This window comes from Sphaerimonospora cavernae, from assembly GCF_042435035.1.
Taxonomy (GTDB): Bacteria; Actinomycetota; Actinomycetes; order Streptosporangiales; family Streptosporangiaceae; genus Sphaerimonospora; species Sphaerimonospora cavernae.
Genome location: NZ_JBHMQT010000055.1, coordinates 109231 through 128433 on the forward strand (window position 1 = coordinate 109231; position 19203 = coordinate 128433).

Here is a 19203-nt window from a genome sequence, read left to right on the forward strand (position 1 = left end):
TGGGCTCAGTTCAGCACGTTGGCGTACACGTAGTCGGAGACCTTGTAGCCCAACTCCAAGGCGGCGGCGTTGTCCCACTCGAAGTGCACACCGAGCCACTTGCGGCTGTCTGCCTTCTCCTTCGCCGCGCTGCTCAGGCTGGAGAACGACCGGGTCACGCCTTGGGCGAAGGGGTCATCGGTGGCGCCGGTGAAGGACAGCGAGTCGGTTCCGAAGTAGTTGCGCAGGATGCCCGCCCACGCGGCCGCGATGCCAGAGTGCCCGGAGGTATAGGTCGGGAAGCTGGGGCTGAAGCTGTTCCCGGCCAGGTCCTGCTCCAGCGGCTTCCAACTGGGGTCGGGGGTGATCGCAGGGTTGGGCACCTGATCGGCAAGGTTGATGGCGTGCTCGGGCCGCCAGACGTCCCAGTCGGTGCTGTACTTGGAGTCCCAGACTGCGATGCCCGCGTCGGCGAGGGCGATGGAGGTCAGAGCGAACAGCTTGGCGCTGTTGAACGAGGTGCCGAACGGACGGTACTTGGTGTAAACCGCGATGGTGTGGTCGTACTGCTGGCCCACAGGCTTGTACGTGCCCTCGATGTCATTGGCCCAGAAGTGGGCGGCCTGGGTCTGGTCGGCGGTCCGGGCGGTCGAGGTCCTGCCGCCGATGGCCTTGAGTTCGTTGACCTGCGCGGCGTACTCGGGACTCTTCAGCATCTGCTCAGCGTTGGTGAACCCTCCGATGGGACCCGGCCGGAACTGGGAGCCGGAGGTGAGGGCGAAAGGCTTGACCTTCCCCCAGTTCGCCCCGCCGGCTGGGCGGGCCGGGTCCGGGCGCCAGTGACCCGGCTCGATGGTGGGGACATAGGGAGTCGTGTCTTCAGATCCGTCGCCCGTCCGGTCCGCGATGATCGCGTTGGCGGTCTTTATCCCGAGCAGGCGCCCCTTGTTCTTGTCCGACGTCGAGCCGAAGTCCGGCATCGCCAGGGCGGTGTTGAGCTTGGTGTCGAGGTCGGGGGTGGGATAGCTCGGGAAAGCGCTCTTCAGCGCCGTGTACGCAGCGTAGTCGATCGCGGTGTTCAGTGCTCCGACAGCACCGAAGGCAGCCGGGTCCTTGGTCAGATAGGGCTTGCCGATCGGGAAGACGGAGTTCACCGCGTCGTAAACGGCGAGGTTCATCATGGCGCCGCCCCGAGTCAGCGGGCCCGGCGTGCCACCGGTGTGTCGGAAAACATCCAGGATGACACGGTTCCAGTACAGGACGTGGTCGTACTTGCCGAGAGAGAAGGATTGGGTGCTGATGTCCGCCGCGGCAGGGAGCGCGGGGGTCACGGTCAGCGAGACAACGCCGGCCAGAGCTGAACCGGCGACCCCCAACTTGAACAGGGACCTGCGCGTAAGACGTGAACGGTGCATGCGATTCCTCGACTTGCTTACCCAGTGAATGGCCCAGACCCGCGGACCCGATGCGAGGCATGGCGAACCACAGGCATGCGGACGCGTGCCTCGATGCGGGCGGGTGGGGGGCAAGGCGTGTCGCTTGAGCGAAGTCTTGCCTCGACGGGAACACTAGTTCTCGATCACACACCACGACTGAGAGGTACTCAGATGGGAGATATCGATTCTGGCGATGGCTGAAGATGGCTGAGGCCATCGCGACACAAGTTATAACGCAGTGGCTATACGCGGCCGTTAGAAAGAGGACCTGTTGTCGGGGCTACCGTTCACGCTGTTCCGTCAGGGTCGCCACTGTGCTCGTCGGTCCGCGGGCACTTGCGGTTGTGCCGGGCGTAGTGACGCGCCGCGCGGGCGCGGTTGCCGCACGCGGTTGAACACCACTCACGGCGCGAGCGGGTGTGGTCGAAGAAGAGCACGCAGCCCGGTGCGGAACAGCGCCGAACCGCCGATCCCGTATCCCCGGTCAGCAGTTTGATAGCGCTTTGGGCGAGCTCCGCCTGCACGCCGAGCAGCGGGGAGGCGACCCCCGCCACGAGCGCGGTCGGCCGATCTCCAGGCGCCCACTCCAGCAGCATCCACAGGCAGTTCATGCTGCTGGCACGGTTCAGTTGGGCCACATCCCAGGGGCTCGGAATGGAGCCGTCGACGTAGGCCTGAAGGAGACCGCGGACGGCGTCACGCAGCAACGTGAAGAACCGGACGTCGGCGCCTTTGATGTGTTCGAGGCAGTCGCCGTCAAGTGCGACGGCGAATCGGTCGCGGCAGGCTTCAAGCCAGCGCCTCAGTTCCCCTGGGGAGCCGATGCCCTCCCGAAGCACACCATGCTCCGCATACAGCGTGTTGGCGAATTCCAGCGCGAGCGGTTCCCCCCGTACAGGCGGCACCCCCTCGGCGGACGTGGTGGGTTCGGTGTGTGAGGCCATGAAGATCCTTCCGTAGGGTTAGCGCGCAGGGCCCTGACATCCACCTGTTGACAAAAGGTTCCTAATGCGCCGTATTCTATCCCCCGTTAGACGTGATCGGTTACCGTTGGTCTCTGAGTGATCGGCTTCTGTAATCGGTCGACGGACCACGGGCGTGCCGGTTCGCTCGTGACGGGGAGAAAACGTACGGCTGGGGGTCGGTTAGCTCGGCAACTGTGTGTGAGCGACCGGTCGCCCTCGGGCGGAGATCCTGTTTTCTCATAGCGGGAATTCGTCGTTGCATGGAGGCCGCGTGACCACGTACGATCTTGCGCTCTACCAACTCCGTACTTACCGTGAAGTCGCACGTCTGGGGAGTTTCACTAAGGCTGCGCGGAGCCTTGGATATGCACAATCGAGTGTCACCTCCCATATACGAACAATCGAAACTCAGGTCGGCACCCAACTGGTACGGCGTCTTCCGCACGGGGTGCGGCTTACTGCGGCGGGAGAGATATTCCACGAGTATGTCAGCCGAATTTTCGGCGTTCTTGACGAGATGAGCGGAGCCCTCGATCCCTCCGGAGAGAAAAAGGGGCGTGTCGTCGTGGGTGCGTCATCCTTACTTATGGAGCAGCGTGTCGGGGCACTGATACGTGAATGCCGGTACAGGCATCCGAAGCTCGATGTCTCCCCGCGGCAGATGGTGATCGGAGACCTGATCGACGCAGTCCGGAACGGCGAGGTGGATCTGGCGCTAATCCACTCCGAGAGTTGGGCCCGGCCGCCGGAGTCAAGCGGCGTGGTCGTCGAATCGCTGCAACCCATCGAGGTCGTCCCCGTGGGCTCAACGGCTCTGGCCCAGGCGGAAGACAAGGAAAGGGCGCTTCGGAATGTCCGGGTGCTCGCGATCGACCCGGCCTGCCCTTCACACCAGGACCTGGCGCTGGAGTTGCGTGAGCGATACGGCATGGAGCCCACCGTCATCGAATGCGGCTCGGTCGGCAGCGCTCGCGAACTCGTGCGCAGCGGCTACGGCATCGCTTTGCTTCCCGCTGGATCGATGCATGGGGAGGGATCAGACAGCGGGCTCGCGGTGCTTGACTGGTTCCCGCGGATGCGACTGGCGGTGTGGGCTCTGTGGGCCGGAACCGAGTTGACCGCCCCGCGGGTGCGTGTTGTGTGTGAACTCGCCGCCAGGCTGACGGGAGAGACCGCGACCGTCTGACACCCTTCTCCCATCGATGAAGGTCCCGCTCAGCTGATGCAGCGTATCTCGCCGAGAGCCAGTGGGGCCAAGCCGGCAGGTACGGGCCGGCACCGGTAGGAGGCCGGCTCGCTGGTGCGCCAGTTGCGGCGGATCGGCAACCAGTGCGGACCGCTCAGTTGCTTTCCCCGACGGGGCTTTCGACGCTGGGCTTCGGCCTTGCCCGCTTCCAGTCCGAGCCGCCGGCCTGCCGGCCTTCCTGGCGATCGCCCGGACCGGACGCACACCGGCAGACGACGAGTCTCCGGTCAGGTCGTGATCACTGGACAATCACCTCCACAACCTCTGGGCGCATCAGTCTGGAGTTCCAACCTCAAGCCGTCCGCTGCTTTCGCGGGCGGCTTTCACGGTATATAGACCACCCGTTCATCGATTTTTCCGATGGCGGCCATCACCGATTCACGGCATCCGGGAGAGTGCGGACTTCCTAGTCTTTCTGGTGGAGCTGTCAACTGCGCACTATGGAAAGGTGACAAATGGCCGAAGTATCGGTTATCCCCAATGTTTTTCGCAGCGGCTTCGAGCTCGACCAGCTCGAATGGGTTCCGTGGAAGGAACCCGGTCGGATCGGGGTGGAGCACCATGTTCTGTGGGCCCCTGACGCGTCACGGGACGAGGACTCCGTCGGGCTGCTGCTGCGTTTCCCACCCGGCGCTCATGGAGATTTCCACGAACATCTCGGCTATGAACTGATGCTCGTTCTCGACGGCGTTCTGGACCACAGTGACGGCATCTCCTACGTCAAGGGCGACCTGGTGGTCGAAGGGCCCGGGACCGAGCACCAGATGTCCAGTCGGACGGGCTGCACGGTGCTGGCCATCCGGACACGACCCGCTGAGGCCCGTACGCCCCAGAAGGCTGTCCGGCCGGTCGGAATCACCGCCGCTCCCTGACTCGGAGGGGGTGGAGTAGCTAGCAGACGGTGTTCCTCCGACCGCGCGCTCCGCCCCCCTTGCCTGTCGGCGGCGGCCACTCACCCGCATCGCCGGCCCTGAAGTCACCACCATCGAAAGAGCTGCCTTGTCACTCCAGCCATCTCCACGTGCCGATATCGCGATACGGCCCACGACTATTGCCTCCCCCTCCGGCGTGCGCGTACTGGTCTCCAGCGTCTCCTCGGACTCCCACACCTGGAACCTCGTCTTCCTCCAACTCCTATTGGAAGAGATGGGACATAAGGTGACCAATCTCGGTTCCTGCGTGCCCGACAATCTGCTCGTTGCCGAGTGTCTGCGACAACGTCCCGACCTGGTGGTCATCAGCAGCGTCAATGGCCACGGAGCCATGGACGGCGCTCGCATGATCAGGCGTCTGCGTGGCGAGCCCGACCTGCGTGGCCTGCGTGTCGTCATCGGCGGCAAGCTGGGTGTCCGAGGAGTGGAGGCCACCTCCCATGGGCCCGATCTCATGGAGGCCGGATTCGACGCGGTCTTCGAGGACACTTCGGGGATCGCCGAATTCCGCCGCTACCTCTCCCGTGCCTCGATACGGGACCTGGAGCCCGCGAGCGCGCCATGACGTCAGTGACGCCACATCGCGACCGCCCTCTTGACGGCACGTTCGCCGCGGCCGTGGCCTCCGCCGGCGCGGCCGGCCACCTGGTGGTTCAGCCCCGCATGGGCTTTCCCACCGTGCGGCAGATGAGAGAAGGGCTGAACGCGGTGAAAGCCGCCCGAGCCCATACGGTGGGCACCCTCACGATCGACTCCTACACCCGAGTCGGTGACGACGAGTCCGCCCGTCAGGCTCTTGACTCAGGCGCAGACCTCAACGGCTATCCCATCGTGGCCCACGGGCCAGATGTGACCCGCGCCCTGGTCGACGGGCTGGTCACGGACGGCTTCGCGATCCAGGTGCGTCACGGCTCCGCCAACCCCGTGAGCATCATCAGGTCTCTGCTGGACGCTGGGCTCGATGCCACGGAGGGCGGCCCCGTGTCGTATTGCCTGCCCTACAGCCGCACTCCCCTGCGTGACTCAGTCGACGCCTGGGCTCGCAGCTGCGAACTGCTGGCCGCACACCCGGGTGCGCACCTGGAGAGCTTTGGCGGATGCATGCTGGGCCAGCTCTGCCCACCGGGGCTGCTACTGGCCCTGTCGCTCCTGGAGGGGTTGTTCTTCCGCCAGCACGGGATCCGCAGCATCTCCCTCAGCTATGCCCAGCAGACGCACCCCGGCCAGGACACCGAGGCGCTGCTGGCGCTGAGAAAGCTCGCCGCCGAGTATCTGCCGGATACCGACTGGCATATCGTCCTCTATACCTACATGGGTGTCTTTCCGAGGTCTCCCGAAGGCGCCCTGGCACTGCTGCGGGACAGCGCCCGCCTCGCGGCGCTCACCGGCACCGAGCGGCTCATCGTCAAGACCACAGCGGAGGCGTACCGCATCCCGACCATCGAGGACAACGTCGAAGCACTCGAAGTTGCTGGACGTGAGGCGGCCGGGCCGCGGAGCGGAGATCTTCTTGTCGAGAACGGCGAGTATGGGGTGCTGGCCGAGGCGCGTGCACTGATCGAGGCTGTGCGAGAGCTGCACACCGACATCGGTCAGGCGCTCATCAGGGCGTTCGGGCGCGGCCTGCTCGACGTCCCCTACTGCCTGCATGCCGACAACGCGCAGCGCTCACGCAGCTACATCGACGCACGGGGGCGCCTTCAGTGGCACTCCGCCGGGGCCATGCCGATCCGGGCTGCAGCTTCGCCCACAGGCGGTCTGCAACAGGCAGATGACCTGCTCAACATGCTCTCGCACGTACAGGAGACTTACGACCAAGCGGCGCTGCGGCAGGGCTCGCGAAATGGACCCGCTCCCGCCTTGCCGGCGCGCTGAGACCCGGGGCGGCGTTCACCGCGCTGTACCCGCTTCCGTGCTTCCCACTCATCTCATCCCAAGGATGTTCCGTGTCAGCACATTCCTTAAGCTCTCGTCCGCTTGCCATCGCCATCGTGGGGAGTGGTCCTCGCGGTATCGCGGTACTGGAACGGTTGGCTGTACGTACACGTGTGGAGGTGGAAGAGGCCGCGGCCGCCGGTGTCGTCCCACGGCCGGTGCGCATCCACCTCATCGACTCACACCAGGTCGGTGCGGGACGAGTGTGGCGCACCGACCAGCCGACCTGGTTCACCATGAACACGGTTATCAGCCAGGTGACCATGTACTCGGGGGAACAGGATGAAGGGCCCGCCCGGCCCGGTGCGGGGCCGTCCCTGGGGCAGTGGATCGCGCAACGCGCCAAGGACCTGGATGAGGACTACCTGGGACCGAACGACTACGCACCCCGGGTGCGGTACGGCGAGTATCTCTACGACGTCTGCCAGGTCATCTCCCGCAGCCTTCCGAGCCACGTTGAGCTACACCAGGTGACCGGGCGCGTCGTCGCGGTTCGTCCGGTGCCCCGCGGTGGATACCGGCTCAGTTTCGCCGGGCACTCACAGCCCCTGGAAGTCGACCGCGTCGTTCTCACCACCGGGCACCCCGTGAACGAACCTGACGCCTTCGAACGGCGTATGCTCGGCTTCACCGATCACTTCCCCAGCACCCGGTACATTTGCGCGGACTCCGCGGCCGACATGGACTTGAGCGAGGAGGCGATCCCGGCGGGTACCTCCGTGGGCGTGCGGGGTTTGGGGTTGTCCTTCTACGATGTCATGCTGTCCCTCACCGTGGGACGGGGGGGACGATTCCTCTGGTCACCCGGGGATGAGCTGGTGTACAAGCCCAGCGGCCGGGAACCGCACATCGTGGCCGGATCGCGCAGCGGGCTGCCCATCCCCGCCCGCGGCCGGAACCAGAAGGAACCCACGCAGAGCCATCGGCCGCTGTTCCTCACCAGGCAGGCGCTGGAGGCCGCGCGCCGGGCCCGAGCGGCGGGCGGCAGCGCCCAGCTGGTCTTCGCCGAAGATATCCTGCCGCTTCTGCTGCTCGAGGTGGAACACGTCTACTTCACCACGCACGTCCGCGTGACGCAGGGGACAGCTCAGGCGCAGGCCTTCGCTGAGCGACACGAGGCGACACTGCGCCGGGGCGAGGATCCGCGGGAACTGAGGGCCGAGGCCGGTCTCGGCGATCTCCCTCCGATCGATCTGGAGGCACTTGCCCGCCCCTTCGCGGGCCGTCACTACCGCAGCACTGAGCAGTTCACCCAGGAGCTGTTCGAGTTGATGCACCGTGACCTGGCGGCCGCCTCTCTCGGCAACGTCGACGGCCCGCTCAAGGCCGCCCTGGACGTGCTGCGCGACATCCGTACGATCGTGCGTGAAGCCGTCGACTTCGGGGGGCTGCTGCCCGAGTCGCATGTCAGGGATTTCCACGGCTACTACCTGCCCCTGAACTCGTTGCTGTCCGCGGGACCGCCGATGGAACGGGTCGAGCAGTTGCGTGCCCTCATCCGCCAGGGAGTCGTGGAGATCGCCGGTCCCGACACCCGGTTCGAGACCGACGAGAGCGCCGGGGGCTTCCGGGTGATGTCTCCCCAGGTCGAGGGATCGGAGCGCATCGTGCGGACGATCATCGACGCCCGTATACCCAGTCCCGACCTGCGACGTGACACCTCCGAGCTCACCCAGCAGCTCATCGCCGACGGCATGGCGCGTGTATTCACCATCCCGTCCCCTGACGGTGAGTCGTTCGTCACCGGCGGTCTCGACGTCACGCCGGCCCCGTTCCACGTCCGTACGGCGAGTGGTGAACCGCAGCCCGGTCTGTACGCTCTTGGCATCCCCACCGAGCACACCCGTTGGTTCACCCAGGTAGGCAGCAGCAGGCCGGGAGTCGCCACCCTCTTCTACCTGGATGCCGACCTCATCGCAGAGGAGGTCCTGCGGTCAGTGGAGCCGCAGGACACGGACCTGGAGGACGAACAGTGGCCCGCTCGTCGTCTGGTCAGCGCGGCCGCCGGTGCCGGGAGTCCAGAATGAGCGGGCAGGAAGCGGCCGCGGCCGCTTCACCCACGGAAGTGTTCCGCGCGGCCCGCGACGTGCTACTGCGGCACCGCACCGACTGGGCCGCAGCCGTCCGCGAGTTCCGGTGGCCCAACTTCGAGCACTTCAACTGGGCCCTCGACTGGTTTGACACCCTCGCCGAGCCGGCCGAGCAGGGTCGGCCGCGCACGGCTCTGCGCATCGTCGGTCCGGGGGGGCCCGAGACGGACCGGCTGCTCACCTTCCGCGAGTTGGCCACCCGGTCCTCCCAGGTGGCCAACTGGCTCCGCTCCGTTGGAGTGCGCCGCGACGACCCGGTCCTGGTGATGCTGGGCAACCGGCAGGAGGTCTGGGAGATGCTGCTGGCCGCCGTCAAACTCGGGGCGGTGGTCGTGCCCACGTACACCACCGCAACACCGGCGGAGTTGCAGGACCGGCTCACCCGGGGGGCTATCGGTTATGTGGTCACGGAGGCGGAGCTGACCGGGCGATTCCACGGCCTGGAGGGTAGCTGGGTGGGCGTTCGCGTGGGTGCCGGTGATGCCTCGAGTGCCGGCTGGCTACCGTACGAGGAGACGGAGCGCGCCTCCGGCACGTTCGTCCCCGACGGCCCCACCGGAGCCGATGACGTCGTCTTTCGCTACTTCACCTCGGGTACCACCTCGAAGCCGAAGATGGTTGAGCACACGCACACCAGCTACCCGGTCGGGCATCTGTCCGGCATGTACTGGAACGGCGTCAGGCCCGGCGATATCCATCTCAACGTGTCCTCACCCGGTTGGGCGAAGCACGCGTGGAGTTCGTTCTTCGTTCCCTGGAACGCCGAGGCGACCGTCGTGGCGCTGGAAGGCTCTCGCAGTACCGCGGAAGACGTTCTCGACGTGCTGCGCACCCGCGGTGTGACCACGTTCTGTGCTCCTCCGACCGTCTGGCGGGCCATGGCCGTGGTCGGTCTCGGCGAGCGACCCGCACTGCTACGCGAGACGATGGCCGCCGGTGAGCCCCTGGAGCCCGGGCTGATCCGCCAGGTGAAGGAGGCTTGGGGTCTCGATCTGCGCGACGGGTACGGGCAGACCGAGACCACCGGACAGATCGGCAACCCCCCGGGCCGCGTGGTCGTGCCGGGCAGCATGGGCGTTCCACTGCCCGGCTGTCCCGTTGTGCTGATCGACCCGGAAACCGGCGAGCCCGTGCCCGATGGTGAGCCCGGAGAGATCTGCCTGGATCTGCGCCACCGGCCGGTGGGGCTCATGCGCGGATACGCCGACGACGAGCGGCGCACCGACAAAGCGTTCGCTGGTGGCTACTACCACTCGGGTGATCTCGCGGTGCGCACCGAGGAGGGCGGCATCACCTACCTCTCCCGCACCGACGACATGTTCAAGTCGTTCGACCACCGGATTTCGCCCCGTGAGCTGGAGCAGGCTCTGCTGGAACACCCGATGGTGGCCGATGCAGCCGTCGTAGCGGTGCCGGACCCGGTAGGCCTATGGGTGCCGAAGGCGTACGTCGTCGCCGCCCCGGGCCACCGCACCGAGTCGGCCGACGCCCGTGAACTGCTTGAGCATGCCCGGAGCGTCCTACCCGCCGAGAAGTGGGTGTGGCTGCTGGAGTTCGTGGCGACGCTGCCGCGCACGGCTTCGGGGAAGATCCGCCGCACCGAACTGAAGGGTCGGACGGAAGACCAGGCGACCGGGGTCGAGTATCGACTCGAGGACGTCTGTTAGGGATCATATGAAATTTATCCCGCTGTCCGGTCTCTGGTGATTGGTGATCTAATTGTGTGGTGAAGCTCCGCACGATGGCCGCTGATGAGCGGGAACGCTTGGAGAGCGGGCTGACCCACCGATGGCTCGACCTGCGGGAACACTTGGATGAACGGTCGCGTCGGCTGTGGCTGGCTGCCGAGGTCTGATCTTTGGGGGTACGGCGGGATCGCGTTCGTCGCGGCGGTGACGAAGGTAACCACCGAGACGATCGCCGAGGGGATCAAGGAACTCACGGGTGAGAAGCCTTTGGCGCAAGGGGTACGCCGTCTTGGCGGGGGCCGCAAGCGCGCTGAGAACATCGACCCTGGACTGCCCGCAGCGCTGGATGCGCTGGTCGAACCGGTGATCCGGGGAGATCCGATGTCGCCGCCGCGGTGGACCAGTGAATCGCTGAACAAGCCGGCCGGTGAGCTGACCGCGCAGGGGCATCCGGTCAGCGACGATACGGTACGGCGGCTGCTGATCGAGGCCGGGTTGCCAGTCGCACGGCCCTCCCGAGACTCCGCCAAGACGTGACGGGAGGGCCGCTGTCCTCCATGGGCTCTCCGCGATACTCGCGCTGACATCGCACACGAAGAAGGGCAACCCCATCGGACTGCCCCAACCACATCCTCACCGTCAATGACGTCCGGCGCTCACCCCGTCGTCACTGACGCTGGCGGATAACAGACGTCACGCCCGATGCGCGGCAGGTCGCCCGGATGTGACGCGTGTGGCCTGTCTGGACGTGGCTTGGCCGGGCGGTGCCGTCGGTCGGCACCGCCCGTCAACTGGCGGGCGGCTCGGGACCGGGATCTGTTTGCGGCTCATGCCTGTGTCGTGCGTAGTGACGAGATGCCTTGGCGCGGTTCCCACAGCCGGTCATGGAGCACCAGCGGCGCGTGCCGTTCTTGGAGACATCGTAGAAGTAGAGGACGCAGTCGGGGTGTGCGCAGCGTCTGATGCGGGTGGGGGCCCAACCCAGCAGACGGAGGTAGTCGTCAGCGGCCAGCCAGGCTGCCAGGTGAGCCGGGTCGTCGGCCTCCACTGTCTCCAGGGCGCCGTCGGGTCCCAGCGACCGGCGGACGCAGCCGTGGCGCAGTGTGCGGTCAAGGGCGGCCATGGCAGTCGGCGTGATGCCTTCCTCTACGAGTTCCAGCAAGGCGTCCCGTACGTCGAGCAGGGCCTCAAGGGTCGGTTGGTCGGCGGTGACCCGATGGTGAAGGCCGGTGGAACGTAGCCACACAAATAGGCCGTTGACGGAATCCAGCAGGTCATGCGGACCTTCCACACTTCTCCAGCGGGTGTTCAGGAGGTCGAGGCAGAGGGGTTCGCCGATCAGCGGCCTCGGGTCCTCCCGTGGAGACTGCCGGCGTTCATCTGCGGTCACGTGCCCGTCCTCTCTGTGCGCGTGGTACGGCGGCTCCCCACGAGCTGGACGCGTCACCCCGGCCGGCCCTGGGCTCAACATTGTCGCTCGGAGAACCAGTCTAACCGGCCAACCCCGTGTCAGCGGTTGACTCATCGATGATCTAACCCCTAAGCTTGCTGTCAACGGTTAGGTCAAAAGATCCGGATATCGAAGATCGGAGGCATTTGATGGCGCAGCCCACTGGCACCACCACGCTGCAGACCGGACATGTCGGGCTCAACGTCACGGACATGGAGCGATCCCTGCAGTTCTACTTGCGGGTGTTCGGCTTCCAGATCCAGGCGGAAGGGAAGGAGGAGGCCCAGCGCTGGGCCTTCCTTGGGAAGGACGGACGGCTGATCCTGACTCTGTGGCAGCAGAGCGACAGCGGCTTCAACGCTTCCTCCGCCGGTCTCCACCACCTGTCCTTCCAGGTGGAGTCCATCGACCAGGTCAACGCCGCGGAGCGAGTGCTTCGCGAGCTGGGAGCGGACTTCCACTACGAGGGCGTCGTGCCCCATGGTGAGGGAGCCGCGTCGGGAGGGATCTTCTTCGCCGACCCCGACGGCACCCGGCTGGAGATCTACGCTCCCACCGGTGCGGACACTGCGCCGGCACCTTCTGGCGCCGCCCCCACCTGCGGCTTCTTCTGATCACCCCAAGGCCATGCCGATGCGCGCGAGAAGCTTACCCAGTGCCTCGCGCGCATCGGCCGTGTGTTGAACAGCGCGGGAAAGGTGAACGGCATGACTGTGACAGCGACAGGCACCTACCACGCAGGGGAGCGTCAGGTGCAAACCCGAGCCGGCCTGCGCGAACAGGCCCAATTCTCCGCACGGGCCCGCCACCGACACATTCCCGAGATCGCCCGCGACTTCCTCGCGCAGCAGGTCATGCTCATCGCCGGGGCAAGCGATGAGCACGGGAGTATCTGGGTGTCCCTCCTCAGCGCTCCCGCTGGGTTTATCAAGGTCACCGGGGATACGACGCTCCACGTCCAGTCCCTACCGCCGAAGGGCGATCCTCTGCGGGCTCGATTCACCGCCCTGGACGGACAGCCGTTCGACATCGGTATGATCGCGATCGAACCGGCCACCCGCCGCCGGATGAGAATGAACGGCAGCGCCACAACCGCCACGAACGGATTCCACGTGGCACTGGAGCAGATATACGCCAACTGCCCCAAATACATCCAAAAACGCCAGGTAGAGACGCTGGCAGAACCGCCGGGCCCCAGCCCGGCAAGCACCACCGACCGCCTCACCGGCGCCCAGCAGGCGCTGATCAGCAGTGCCGACACGTTCTTCGTCGCCACCGCTGACGGCGAAGGGCACGCCGACGCCTCACACCGCGGCGGCAACCCGGGATTCGTCAAGGTCCTCTCCCCCACGATGTTGCGCTGGCCTGACTACCGGGGCAACGCCATGTTCGGCACCCTCGGCAACATCGAGGTCAATCCCGCCGCCGGACTACTCTTCCCCGATTGGGAAAGCGGCGGCTGCCTCCAGTTGACCGGAACCGCGAGGATCGACTGGGACACCGGACGCACCGCGGCCGTACCCGGAGCCGAAAGGCTGATCGAGTTCACCGTTCAGCGCGTGGTCGAGATCCCCGATGCGACCCCGCTGCGCTGGACGGGAGTCGAATACTCCCGCTTCAACCCCACCGCGGACCGCTACCCGACTGCCTGAAAGGGTGCATCGTGCGAATCGATGTCGACATGAACTTGTGCGAGAGCCACGGACAGTGCGTCTTCGCCGCCCCTGACGTCTTCTCCTTCGATGACGAGGACACTCTGACGTACACCGCCGTCGTCGATGACACCCGGCGCGACGCCGTCGCCAGAGCCGCCGCGACGTGCCCGGTCCGCGCGATCCTCATCGCCGACAACAACGCCGTGTCATGAACGGCTTAGACCACTACGGCATCGTCATCGTCGGTGCCTCTCTGGCCGGCCTGCGCACCTGCGAAGCGCTGCGCGGACACGGCTACCGCGGACGCATCACCATCATCGGCGACGAGCCGCACCCGCCCTACGACCGGCCCCCGCTCTCCAAGGGATTCCTCACCGGCTCGGTCCCGCGCACACGGCTGGGCCTGTCCCACGCAGGTCTCGACGCCGACTGGCGGCTCGGCCTCCGGGCAACCGGTGTGGATCTCGCCTCCCGGCAACTGCATCTCGATGACGGCACCCGAATGGAGTTCGGCGGCCTGGTCGTCGCGACCGGTTCCTCGTCCAGTCCCTGGCCAGGGCCACTCCCCAAGCAGGGTGTTCACGTGCTGCGCACCGTGGACGACGCGGCCCGCCTGCGCCGGGAACTGCGGCCGGGAGGGCGACTGCTGGTGGTGGGCGGCGGGTTCATCGGCTGCGAAACCGCCGCCACCGCCCGAGAACTGGGCATGCAGGTCACTCTGGTACATACGGGACGATATCCGCTGTATCGCTTCATTGGGGGCGAAGCTGGGGCGTTCGTCGCGGCTCTCCACCGCCAGGCCGACGTGGACCTGAGGTGCTCCACTACCGTCGAGGGGTTCACAGGCGAAGCCGCCCTCACCGCAGCCCGCCTGTCTGATGGAAAGTCTGTGGAGGCCGATGTCGCCATCCTCGCCCTCGGGGCGCGACCTAACACCGATTGGCTTGCGGGATCCGGGCTCTGGATTGATCGGGGACTGCGATGCGACCAGCACTGCCGGGCATTGCTGAACGATGGTTCTCCTGCCACAGGGGTCGTCGCGGCCGGCGACGTCGCCTGCTGGCCGCATCCCTGGGTGCCCAGGCCCATCCGTCTAGGCCACTGGAGCAATGCTGTGGAACAGGCCGGTGTTGCCGCCCGTAGCCTGCTCCGACCCGATGAACCCGGCCACTATAGGCCGGTGCCGTCCTTCTGGTCTGACCAGTACGGCGTGAAACTCCGCTCCGTGGGGTTCCCGCACCTAGCGGAGCAGACCCGCGTCGAAGCCAACGATCCGGCTGCGGGACGACTGGAGATCTCCTACTACCGTGCTGGCCGGCTCGTCGGAGCGCTTACCGCTGGCAGAGCCGCCCGTATCGTCGGATACCGCTCCCGCCTGGCCGACGCCATCCGCGTCTGACGACGCAACCGCAACATTGAGGCGGCCAGCGCCTCTTCGGCACGCGCTCGCACCGGTACGAGTTTCGTACGACCAGCCGCAACCCGCGAAAACGACCACGTCGACGATGGCACTCGTGGCTTAACCACGGGGCATTGACGCGGGTACGCTCAAGCGCCAACAGTTCTCACCCCTGAGACACTCCCCTGGGTCTAGGGAACACGGTCTAGGTCCAGGAGATCCCAGCGGTCCGAGCCACGCTCCCCACCTCCTCGCGCGGATACCCAATCTCCCGATAAATCGCCACATTTCACCTGTCGCAGAACATGACGCGCCGGATCGGGCCGAGGCATCAGCGCGTCTGATACCCGCGCCGGGGAGCGGCGACACGCACGAAAAAAGTATTTCGGATCGCGGGCCGCAGCCGCTAGGCTCGTAGCTTTCCCTGCCTTCCGGAGGAGCTTTCGCGTGCCCGCAGACCTGCCAGCGGACGTGCTCGAGGCCGAGCGCGCCCATCTCGCGGCCGCCCGCGCCGCGCTCCGAACGATGCGGGAGCACGCTCGGTCCCTGTCCGCCGACGCGGCAGGCGACTGGGTCTCCCGGGAGATCCTCCAGGGTCTGCTCGACCAGCGCGTCGCCGCCCTGGCCGATCACCCGGACGCCCCCCTCTTCTTCGGCCGCCTCGACCGCTCGGCCGACGACGACCTACCGGGCACGATCTACGTCGGGCGGCGGCACGTCCACGACGACCGCAGCCGCCCCCTCGTGATCGACTGGCGGGCGCCGATCTCCCGTGCGTTCTATCAGGCCGGCCCCGCCGACCCCATGGGCGTCGCGCTGCGCCGCCGGTTCGGTTACCAAGGCGGCGACCTCACAGCGTACGAGGACGAGCAGCTCGGCGACGGCGGGTCTCCATCGCGGCAGCCGGAAGAGAGCACCCTGCTGCTGCGGGAGATCGAGCGGCCGCGCAGCGGGCCGATGCGCGACATCGTGGCGACCATCCAACCGGACCAGGACGAGATCGTCCGCGCCGACCTCGGCGTCACCGTCTGCGTCCAGGGCGCGCCCGGCACCGGGAAGACCGCCGTGGGCCTGCACCGGGCCGCCTATCTGCTGTTCACCCACCGGGAGCGGCTCACCCGGTCCGGCGTGATGATCGTCGGCCCGAACCGGGCATTCCTCTCCTACATCTCCTCGGTGCTCCCCGCGCTGGGCGAGGTCCGGGTCGACCAGACGACCGTGAGCGGCATCCTCGGCGACCACGCCCACCCGGAGGAACCGGTCACGGCCGCGATCAAGGGCGACGGACGGATGGCCGCCGTCCTGGAGCGGGCGCTGTGGCTCCACATCAGCAAGCCCGACGAGGGGCTGCTGATCACCAAGGGCGTCAACCGCTACCGGGTGGCCGAGCACGAGGTCCGTGAGATGGTCGCCGCGCTGCGCGGCACCACCAGGTACGGCCCCGGCCGTACGATCCTCGCCCAGCGACTCGCGCACGCCGTGCTCGTGCAGATGGAGCGGCGCGGCGAGTCACCGGACGACCGGGTGCAGGACTCGGTCGCGCGGTCGAAGCCGGTGAAGGCCCTCCTCGACCAGGTGTGGCCGAAGCTCACCGCCGAGCAGGTGCTCTTCCGGCTGCTGTCGGACGGCGAGTTCCTGAGCAGGGCCGCCAGGGCCGATCTGTCGGCGGAGGAGCGGGAGCTGGTCCTGTGGCGTAAGCCGTACAAGTCGCACCGTTCGGCCAGGTGGTCGGCCGCCGACGCCGCCCTGCTGGATGAGCTGAACGACCTGATCGAGCGGACGCCGTCGCACGGTCACCTGGTCATCGACGAGGCCCAGGACCTGTCAGCCATGCAGTTGCGCGCTCTCGGCCGGCGGTGCCGTACGGGCTCGGCGACGATCCTGGGCGACCTCGCGCAGGGCACCACGCCCTGGTCGGCGACGTCGTGGAAGACCGTGCTCGACCATCTCGGCCAGCCGGACGGGGAGGTCACCGAGCTCACCGTCGGCTTCCGCGTGCCGCGCGAGATCCTCGACTTCGCCGCCACGCTGCTCCCCTCGGTCGCGCCGGACCTGGCCGCCCCGCGGTCACTGCGCCCCGGCGCCGGCTCCCTGGCCGTACGGCAGGTGCCCGACGCCGTCACCGCCGTGCCCGAGGCCGTACGGGAGGCCCTCGGCCGGGAGGGCTCGATCGGCGTCATCGCACCCGACGCCGCCGTGCCCGCCATCGCGGCGGCCCTCGACGGCACCGCCCAGATCCTCGGCACGGAGGAAGAACGCAGCACCTCAGCCGTGCCCGACGCCTCGGACACAGCCGCTCCCCCCGATGCCGCCGGAGCCGACTCGACCGGTCATCGGGTGCTCGTCGTCCCCGCCACGCTCGCCAAGGGCCTGGAGTACGACCACGTCATCCTGATTGAGCCCGCCGACATCGCGGCCGCCGAAGACCGCGGCCTGGCCCGCCTCTACGTCGTCCTCACCCGAGCCGTCACCTCCCTGACGGTCCTCCACACCCAGCCCCTGCCCCCCGAGCTGGCGTAGCACTAGGTCGTGTTTCAGCGGATGCAGACGACCTTGACGCGGAAGCCGCCCGTCAAGCGCTCGACAACCAGCCACGCACGGTCGGTGGTCATGACAGGCAGGCCATGGCGTTCCGCAACAGCGATCACCTGGGCGTCGGCGGTGGACAGCGTGCTCATGCCGCCCGCGTCATTACGGTCCTGATCCGTCCACTGCGAGCGCAGCCGGTAGGAGGACTGCCGCAGGGCGGCAGCTCGCTGGGCGTCCGTTGATGTCAGAGTCTCGTCGATGACCACGCCGAGGGCCGCCAGATCGGCGGTGAGCTGGGCGGTGGTGCGGCGGTATCCGATCTGTTCCGTGCGGCGGCACACCTCGGTCAGGGCGACTGTCGGCAGTACGGAACCGTCCAGCTCTGCCATGACCTGATCGGCTCCGCTCTCGCCGAGGACGAATGCGAGGACCGCGCCGGCGTCGAGTACATGACTCATGCGGCGCCGTCTCGCGCGTCGTCCTGTTCGTCATCGGCCGCGTCCTCACGGTCCCACTCGGCCAGCGGCCAGCCACCGGCCGGAGCGGGGGGCACCGCATCACGGATGCGTCGGATCACCGCATCCCTGGTGGTCAGCGTCACCTCTCCGTCTCCACTCGCGGTGACGACCAGCTCCGCCCCATCGGGGATTCCAGCGGCCTGCCGGACGTCGGCGGGCACGGTCAGGCGCCCTTTGTCGCTTATGCGCACACAATACGTGCGTCGCGGCCTGGTGTCCATGTCAGCGATTCTAGCCACCGAATCTGGTGAGTGTCACTAACTACACAATGAGGCACATATGCAGGAGGAGCGTCTCCACGGGGTAGGAATGGCTCGCAGCGCTACCGTAACCGTGGACGGCGTGCGTCGACTTGGACGCGCCGGCGCCTCTGCTCCGCTCGAAATCGGGCGCAGGGGACTCGACCTCGCGCAGGGCACCACAGTGGTAAGCCGGCGGCCAACGTTTCCCGTGCGGCGTAGGCGTCGGCGGCGTTGGTCGCGGTGTGCGATCGTTCGGATGACGGGCTTGATGTCGTGCACGGCAGAGGGCGCGGATGCCGTCGGCGAGCAGGATCGTCCAGAGCCATCGGACGACGACGCGATGATCGTCTCCGTCCTGGACGATCCTGCCCAGATCAATGCGCGTGCCGTCGATGACTGCTTCGCTCCGGGACTGCGCGGCGTGGAACAGGGCCTCATGGACTTGATAGGCGGCGATGCCGTTACCGTCGCGGGTGTGTAGACGTCCCAGGTTGACCAGGGGTTGGAGGGCGAGCTTCGCGGTCGCCTGGTCGTATGGGCCGCTGGTGGCGAAGAGGTCGAACTGGCGCCAGCACAGATCCCGGGCGGCTTCAACCATGCTGATGCACGAACAGCTCGGGTACCTCTTGGAGGTCGCCGAACGCTCCAACGTGACCGTTCAGATAGTCGATCCCGGATGCGTCACGGGACTGATCGGTGCGTTTATGATCGCCGAGCTATCCGGCGGTGAACCCTCCGCCATCCACGCGGATTCGGCCGCCGAGGGGCTTGTCTCCGCTACCCCTGAGCTGGTGTCCTCTATCTGGAACAGGTACGAATCCATCCGCTCGTGGGCCTATCCTGAACACGTATCGCTCAATATGATCAAGGAAGTGATGGCGCAATGGATCTGACCGGCGCACAGTGGCGGAAGTCCTCGCGCTCCGGCTCGAACGGCGGTCAGTGTGTCGAGGTGGCCGCGAACCTGCCGGGGGTGGTCGCGGTCCGCGACAGCAAGAACCCTGACGGCCCCAAGCTCCTCTTCACGCCCGGAGAGTGGCGAGCCTTCATCAACGGCATCAAAGACGGGCAGTTCGACCAGTAACGCCCGCCACGAAGCGAGCAACAGCGCCCGATCCCCTCATCGATCGGGCGCTGAC

At 66.9% G+C, this 19203-nt stretch carries 21 protein-coding genes; 15 read left to right on the plus strand and 6 right to left on the minus strand.

Annotated features, from left to right (window positions below):
- Nucleotides 1–5 precede the first annotated feature (5 nt).
- Together ACFHYQ_RS24525 and ACFHYQ_RS24530 are read right to left on the minus strand one after the other, a co-directional pair.
- Nucleotides 6–1394: a vanadium-dependent haloperoxidase gene (locus ACFHYQ_RS24525; protein WP_394303482.1), complete on the minus strand. Its 1389-nt coding sequence runs from the start codon at nucleotides 1392–1394 to the stop codon at nucleotides 6–8.
- Between the two features lie 308 nt (nucleotides 1395–1702).
- Complete coding sequence (locus ACFHYQ_RS24530; RefSeq protein WP_394303483.1) at nucleotides 1703–2359, minus strand: CGNR zinc finger domain-containing protein; 657 nt, start codon at nucleotides 2357–2359, stop codon at nucleotides 1703–1705.
- Between the two features lie 292 nt (nucleotides 2360–2651).
- On the opposite strand from ACFHYQ_RS24530, the gene ACFHYQ_RS24535 reads away from it, so the two are divergent.
- From ACFHYQ_RS24535 to ACFHYQ_RS24570, 8 genes are all read left to right on the plus strand, one after another.
- Entirely contained in the window at nucleotides 2652–3566 is a 915-nt protein-coding gene (locus ACFHYQ_RS24535) for a LysR family transcriptional regulator (protein ID WP_394303484.1), read from the plus strand.
- 515 nt (nucleotides 3567–4081) lie between these two features.
- Nucleotides 4082–4498 (plus strand): cupin domain-containing protein, encoded by a 417-nt coding sequence (locus ACFHYQ_RS24540; protein ID WP_394303485.1) that lies wholly within the window; start codon nucleotides 4082–4084, stop codon nucleotides 4496–4498.
- A 196-nt stretch (nucleotides 4499–4694) separates the two neighbouring features.
- Nucleotides 4695–5123 carry a cobalamin B12-binding domain-containing protein gene (locus tag ACFHYQ_RS24545; RefSeq protein WP_394303486.1) on the plus strand — a complete coding sequence of 143 codons (429 nt, stop codon included), beginning with the start codon at nucleotides 4695–4697 and terminating at the stop codon, nucleotides 5121–5123.
- Nucleotides 5120–6433 carry a methylaspartate mutase gene (locus ACFHYQ_RS24550; protein WP_394303487.1) on the plus strand — a complete coding sequence of 438 codons (1314 nt, stop codon included), beginning with the start codon at nucleotides 5120–5122 and terminating at the stop codon, nucleotides 6431–6433. Before ACFHYQ_RS24545 ends, ACFHYQ_RS24550 begins: the two co-directional genes overlap by 4 nt.
- Nucleotides 6434–6549: 116 nt before the next feature.
- Nucleotides 6550–8520 (plus strand): FAD/NAD(P)-binding protein, encoded by a 1971-nt coding sequence (locus ACFHYQ_RS24555; RefSeq protein WP_394303488.1) that lies wholly within the window; start codon nucleotides 6550–6552, stop codon nucleotides 8518–8520.
- Nucleotides 8517–10250: an AMP-binding protein gene (locus tag ACFHYQ_RS24560; protein ID WP_394303489.1), complete on the plus strand. Its 1734-nt coding sequence runs from the start codon at nucleotides 8517–8519 to the stop codon at nucleotides 10248–10250. The genes ACFHYQ_RS24555 and ACFHYQ_RS24560 overlap by 4 nt, the downstream gene beginning before the upstream one ends.
- A gap of 59 nt (nucleotides 10251–10309) precedes the next feature.
- A complete protein-coding gene (locus ACFHYQ_RS24565; RefSeq protein WP_394303490.1) occupies nucleotides 10310–10438 on the plus strand; it encodes a hypothetical protein in 129 nt (42 codons plus the stop codon).
- Nucleotides 10398–10808, plus strand: coding sequence for an ISAzo13-like element transposase-related protein (locus ACFHYQ_RS24570; RefSeq protein WP_394303491.1), 411 nt, complete (start codon nucleotides 10398–10400; stop codon nucleotides 10806–10808). Before ACFHYQ_RS24565 ends, ACFHYQ_RS24570 begins: the two co-directional genes overlap by 41 nt.
- 250 nt (nucleotides 10809–11058) lie before the next feature.
- Here the strand turns inward: ACFHYQ_RS24570 and ACFHYQ_RS24575 are convergent, their stop codons facing one another.
- Entirely contained in the window at nucleotides 11059–11661 is a 603-nt protein-coding gene (locus ACFHYQ_RS24575; RefSeq protein ID WP_394303492.1) for a CGNR zinc finger domain-containing protein, read from the minus strand.
- Between the two features lie 209 nt (nucleotides 11662–11870).
- Here ACFHYQ_RS24575 and ACFHYQ_RS24580 point away from each other — a divergent pair, with 209 nt between their 5' ends.
- From ACFHYQ_RS24580 to ACFHYQ_RS24600, 5 genes are all read left to right on the plus strand, one after another.
- Nucleotides 11871–12335, plus strand: a complete 465-nt coding sequence (locus tag ACFHYQ_RS24580; protein ID WP_394303493.1) for a VOC family protein — start codon at nucleotides 11871–11873, stop codon at nucleotides 12333–12335.
- A 93-nt stretch (nucleotides 12336–12428) separates the two neighbouring features.
- Nucleotides 12429–13373, plus strand: coding sequence for a pyridoxamine 5'-phosphate oxidase family protein (locus ACFHYQ_RS24585; RefSeq protein WP_394303494.1), 945 nt, complete (start codon nucleotides 12429–12431; stop codon nucleotides 13371–13373).
- Between the two features lie 11 nt (nucleotides 13374–13384).
- Nucleotides 13385–13588, plus strand: coding sequence for a ferredoxin (locus tag ACFHYQ_RS24590; RefSeq protein ID WP_394303495.1), 204 nt, complete (start codon nucleotides 13385–13387; stop codon nucleotides 13586–13588).
- Nucleotides 13585–14775: an NAD(P)/FAD-dependent oxidoreductase gene (locus tag ACFHYQ_RS24595; RefSeq protein ID WP_394303496.1), complete on the plus strand. Its 1191-nt coding sequence runs from the start codon at nucleotides 13585–13587 to the stop codon at nucleotides 14773–14775. Before ACFHYQ_RS24590 ends, ACFHYQ_RS24595 begins: the two co-directional genes overlap by 4 nt.
- A 447-nt stretch (nucleotides 14776–15222) precedes the next feature.
- On the plus strand, nucleotides 15223–17295 hold the full coding sequence (locus ACFHYQ_RS24600) for a HelD family protein (protein WP_394303497.1): 2073 nt from the start codon (nucleotides 15223–15225) through the stop codon (nucleotides 17293–17295).
- A gap of 14 nt (nucleotides 17296–17309) precedes the next feature.
- On the opposite strand, the gene ACFHYQ_RS24605 is transcribed toward ACFHYQ_RS24600, so the two are convergent.
- From ACFHYQ_RS24605 to ACFHYQ_RS24615, 3 genes are read right to left on the minus strand one after another with little or no spacing between them, the layout of a single operon-like run.
- Nucleotides 17310–17762 (minus strand): PIN domain-containing protein, encoded by a 453-nt coding sequence (locus tag ACFHYQ_RS24605; protein WP_394303498.1) that lies wholly within the window; start codon nucleotides 17760–17762, stop codon nucleotides 17310–17312.
- Entirely contained in the window at nucleotides 17759–18043 is a 285-nt protein-coding gene (locus tag ACFHYQ_RS24610) for an AbrB/MazE/SpoVT family DNA-binding domain-containing protein (RefSeq protein ID WP_394303499.1), read from the minus strand. The genes ACFHYQ_RS24605 and ACFHYQ_RS24610 overlap by 4 nt, the downstream gene beginning before the upstream one ends.
- Before the next feature lie 40 nt (nucleotides 18044–18083).
- Complete coding sequence (locus ACFHYQ_RS24615; RefSeq protein WP_394303500.1) at nucleotides 18084–18662, minus strand: hypothetical protein; 579 nt, start codon at nucleotides 18660–18662, stop codon at nucleotides 18084–18086.
- Here ACFHYQ_RS24615 and ACFHYQ_RS24620 point away from each other — a divergent pair.
- Nucleotides 18661–18957, plus strand: coding sequence for a Scr1 family TA system antitoxin-like transcriptional regulator (locus tag ACFHYQ_RS24620; protein ID WP_394303501.1), 297 nt, complete (start codon nucleotides 18661–18663; stop codon nucleotides 18955–18957). The genes ACFHYQ_RS24615 and ACFHYQ_RS24620 overlap by 2 nt on opposite strands.
- Nucleotides 18948–19148, plus strand: coding sequence for a DUF397 domain-containing protein (locus tag ACFHYQ_RS24625; RefSeq protein ID WP_204015293.1), 201 nt, complete (start codon nucleotides 18948–18950; stop codon nucleotides 19146–19148). The genes ACFHYQ_RS24620 and ACFHYQ_RS24625 overlap by 10 nt, the downstream gene beginning before the upstream one ends.
- Nucleotides 19149–19203 lie beyond the last annotated feature (55 nt).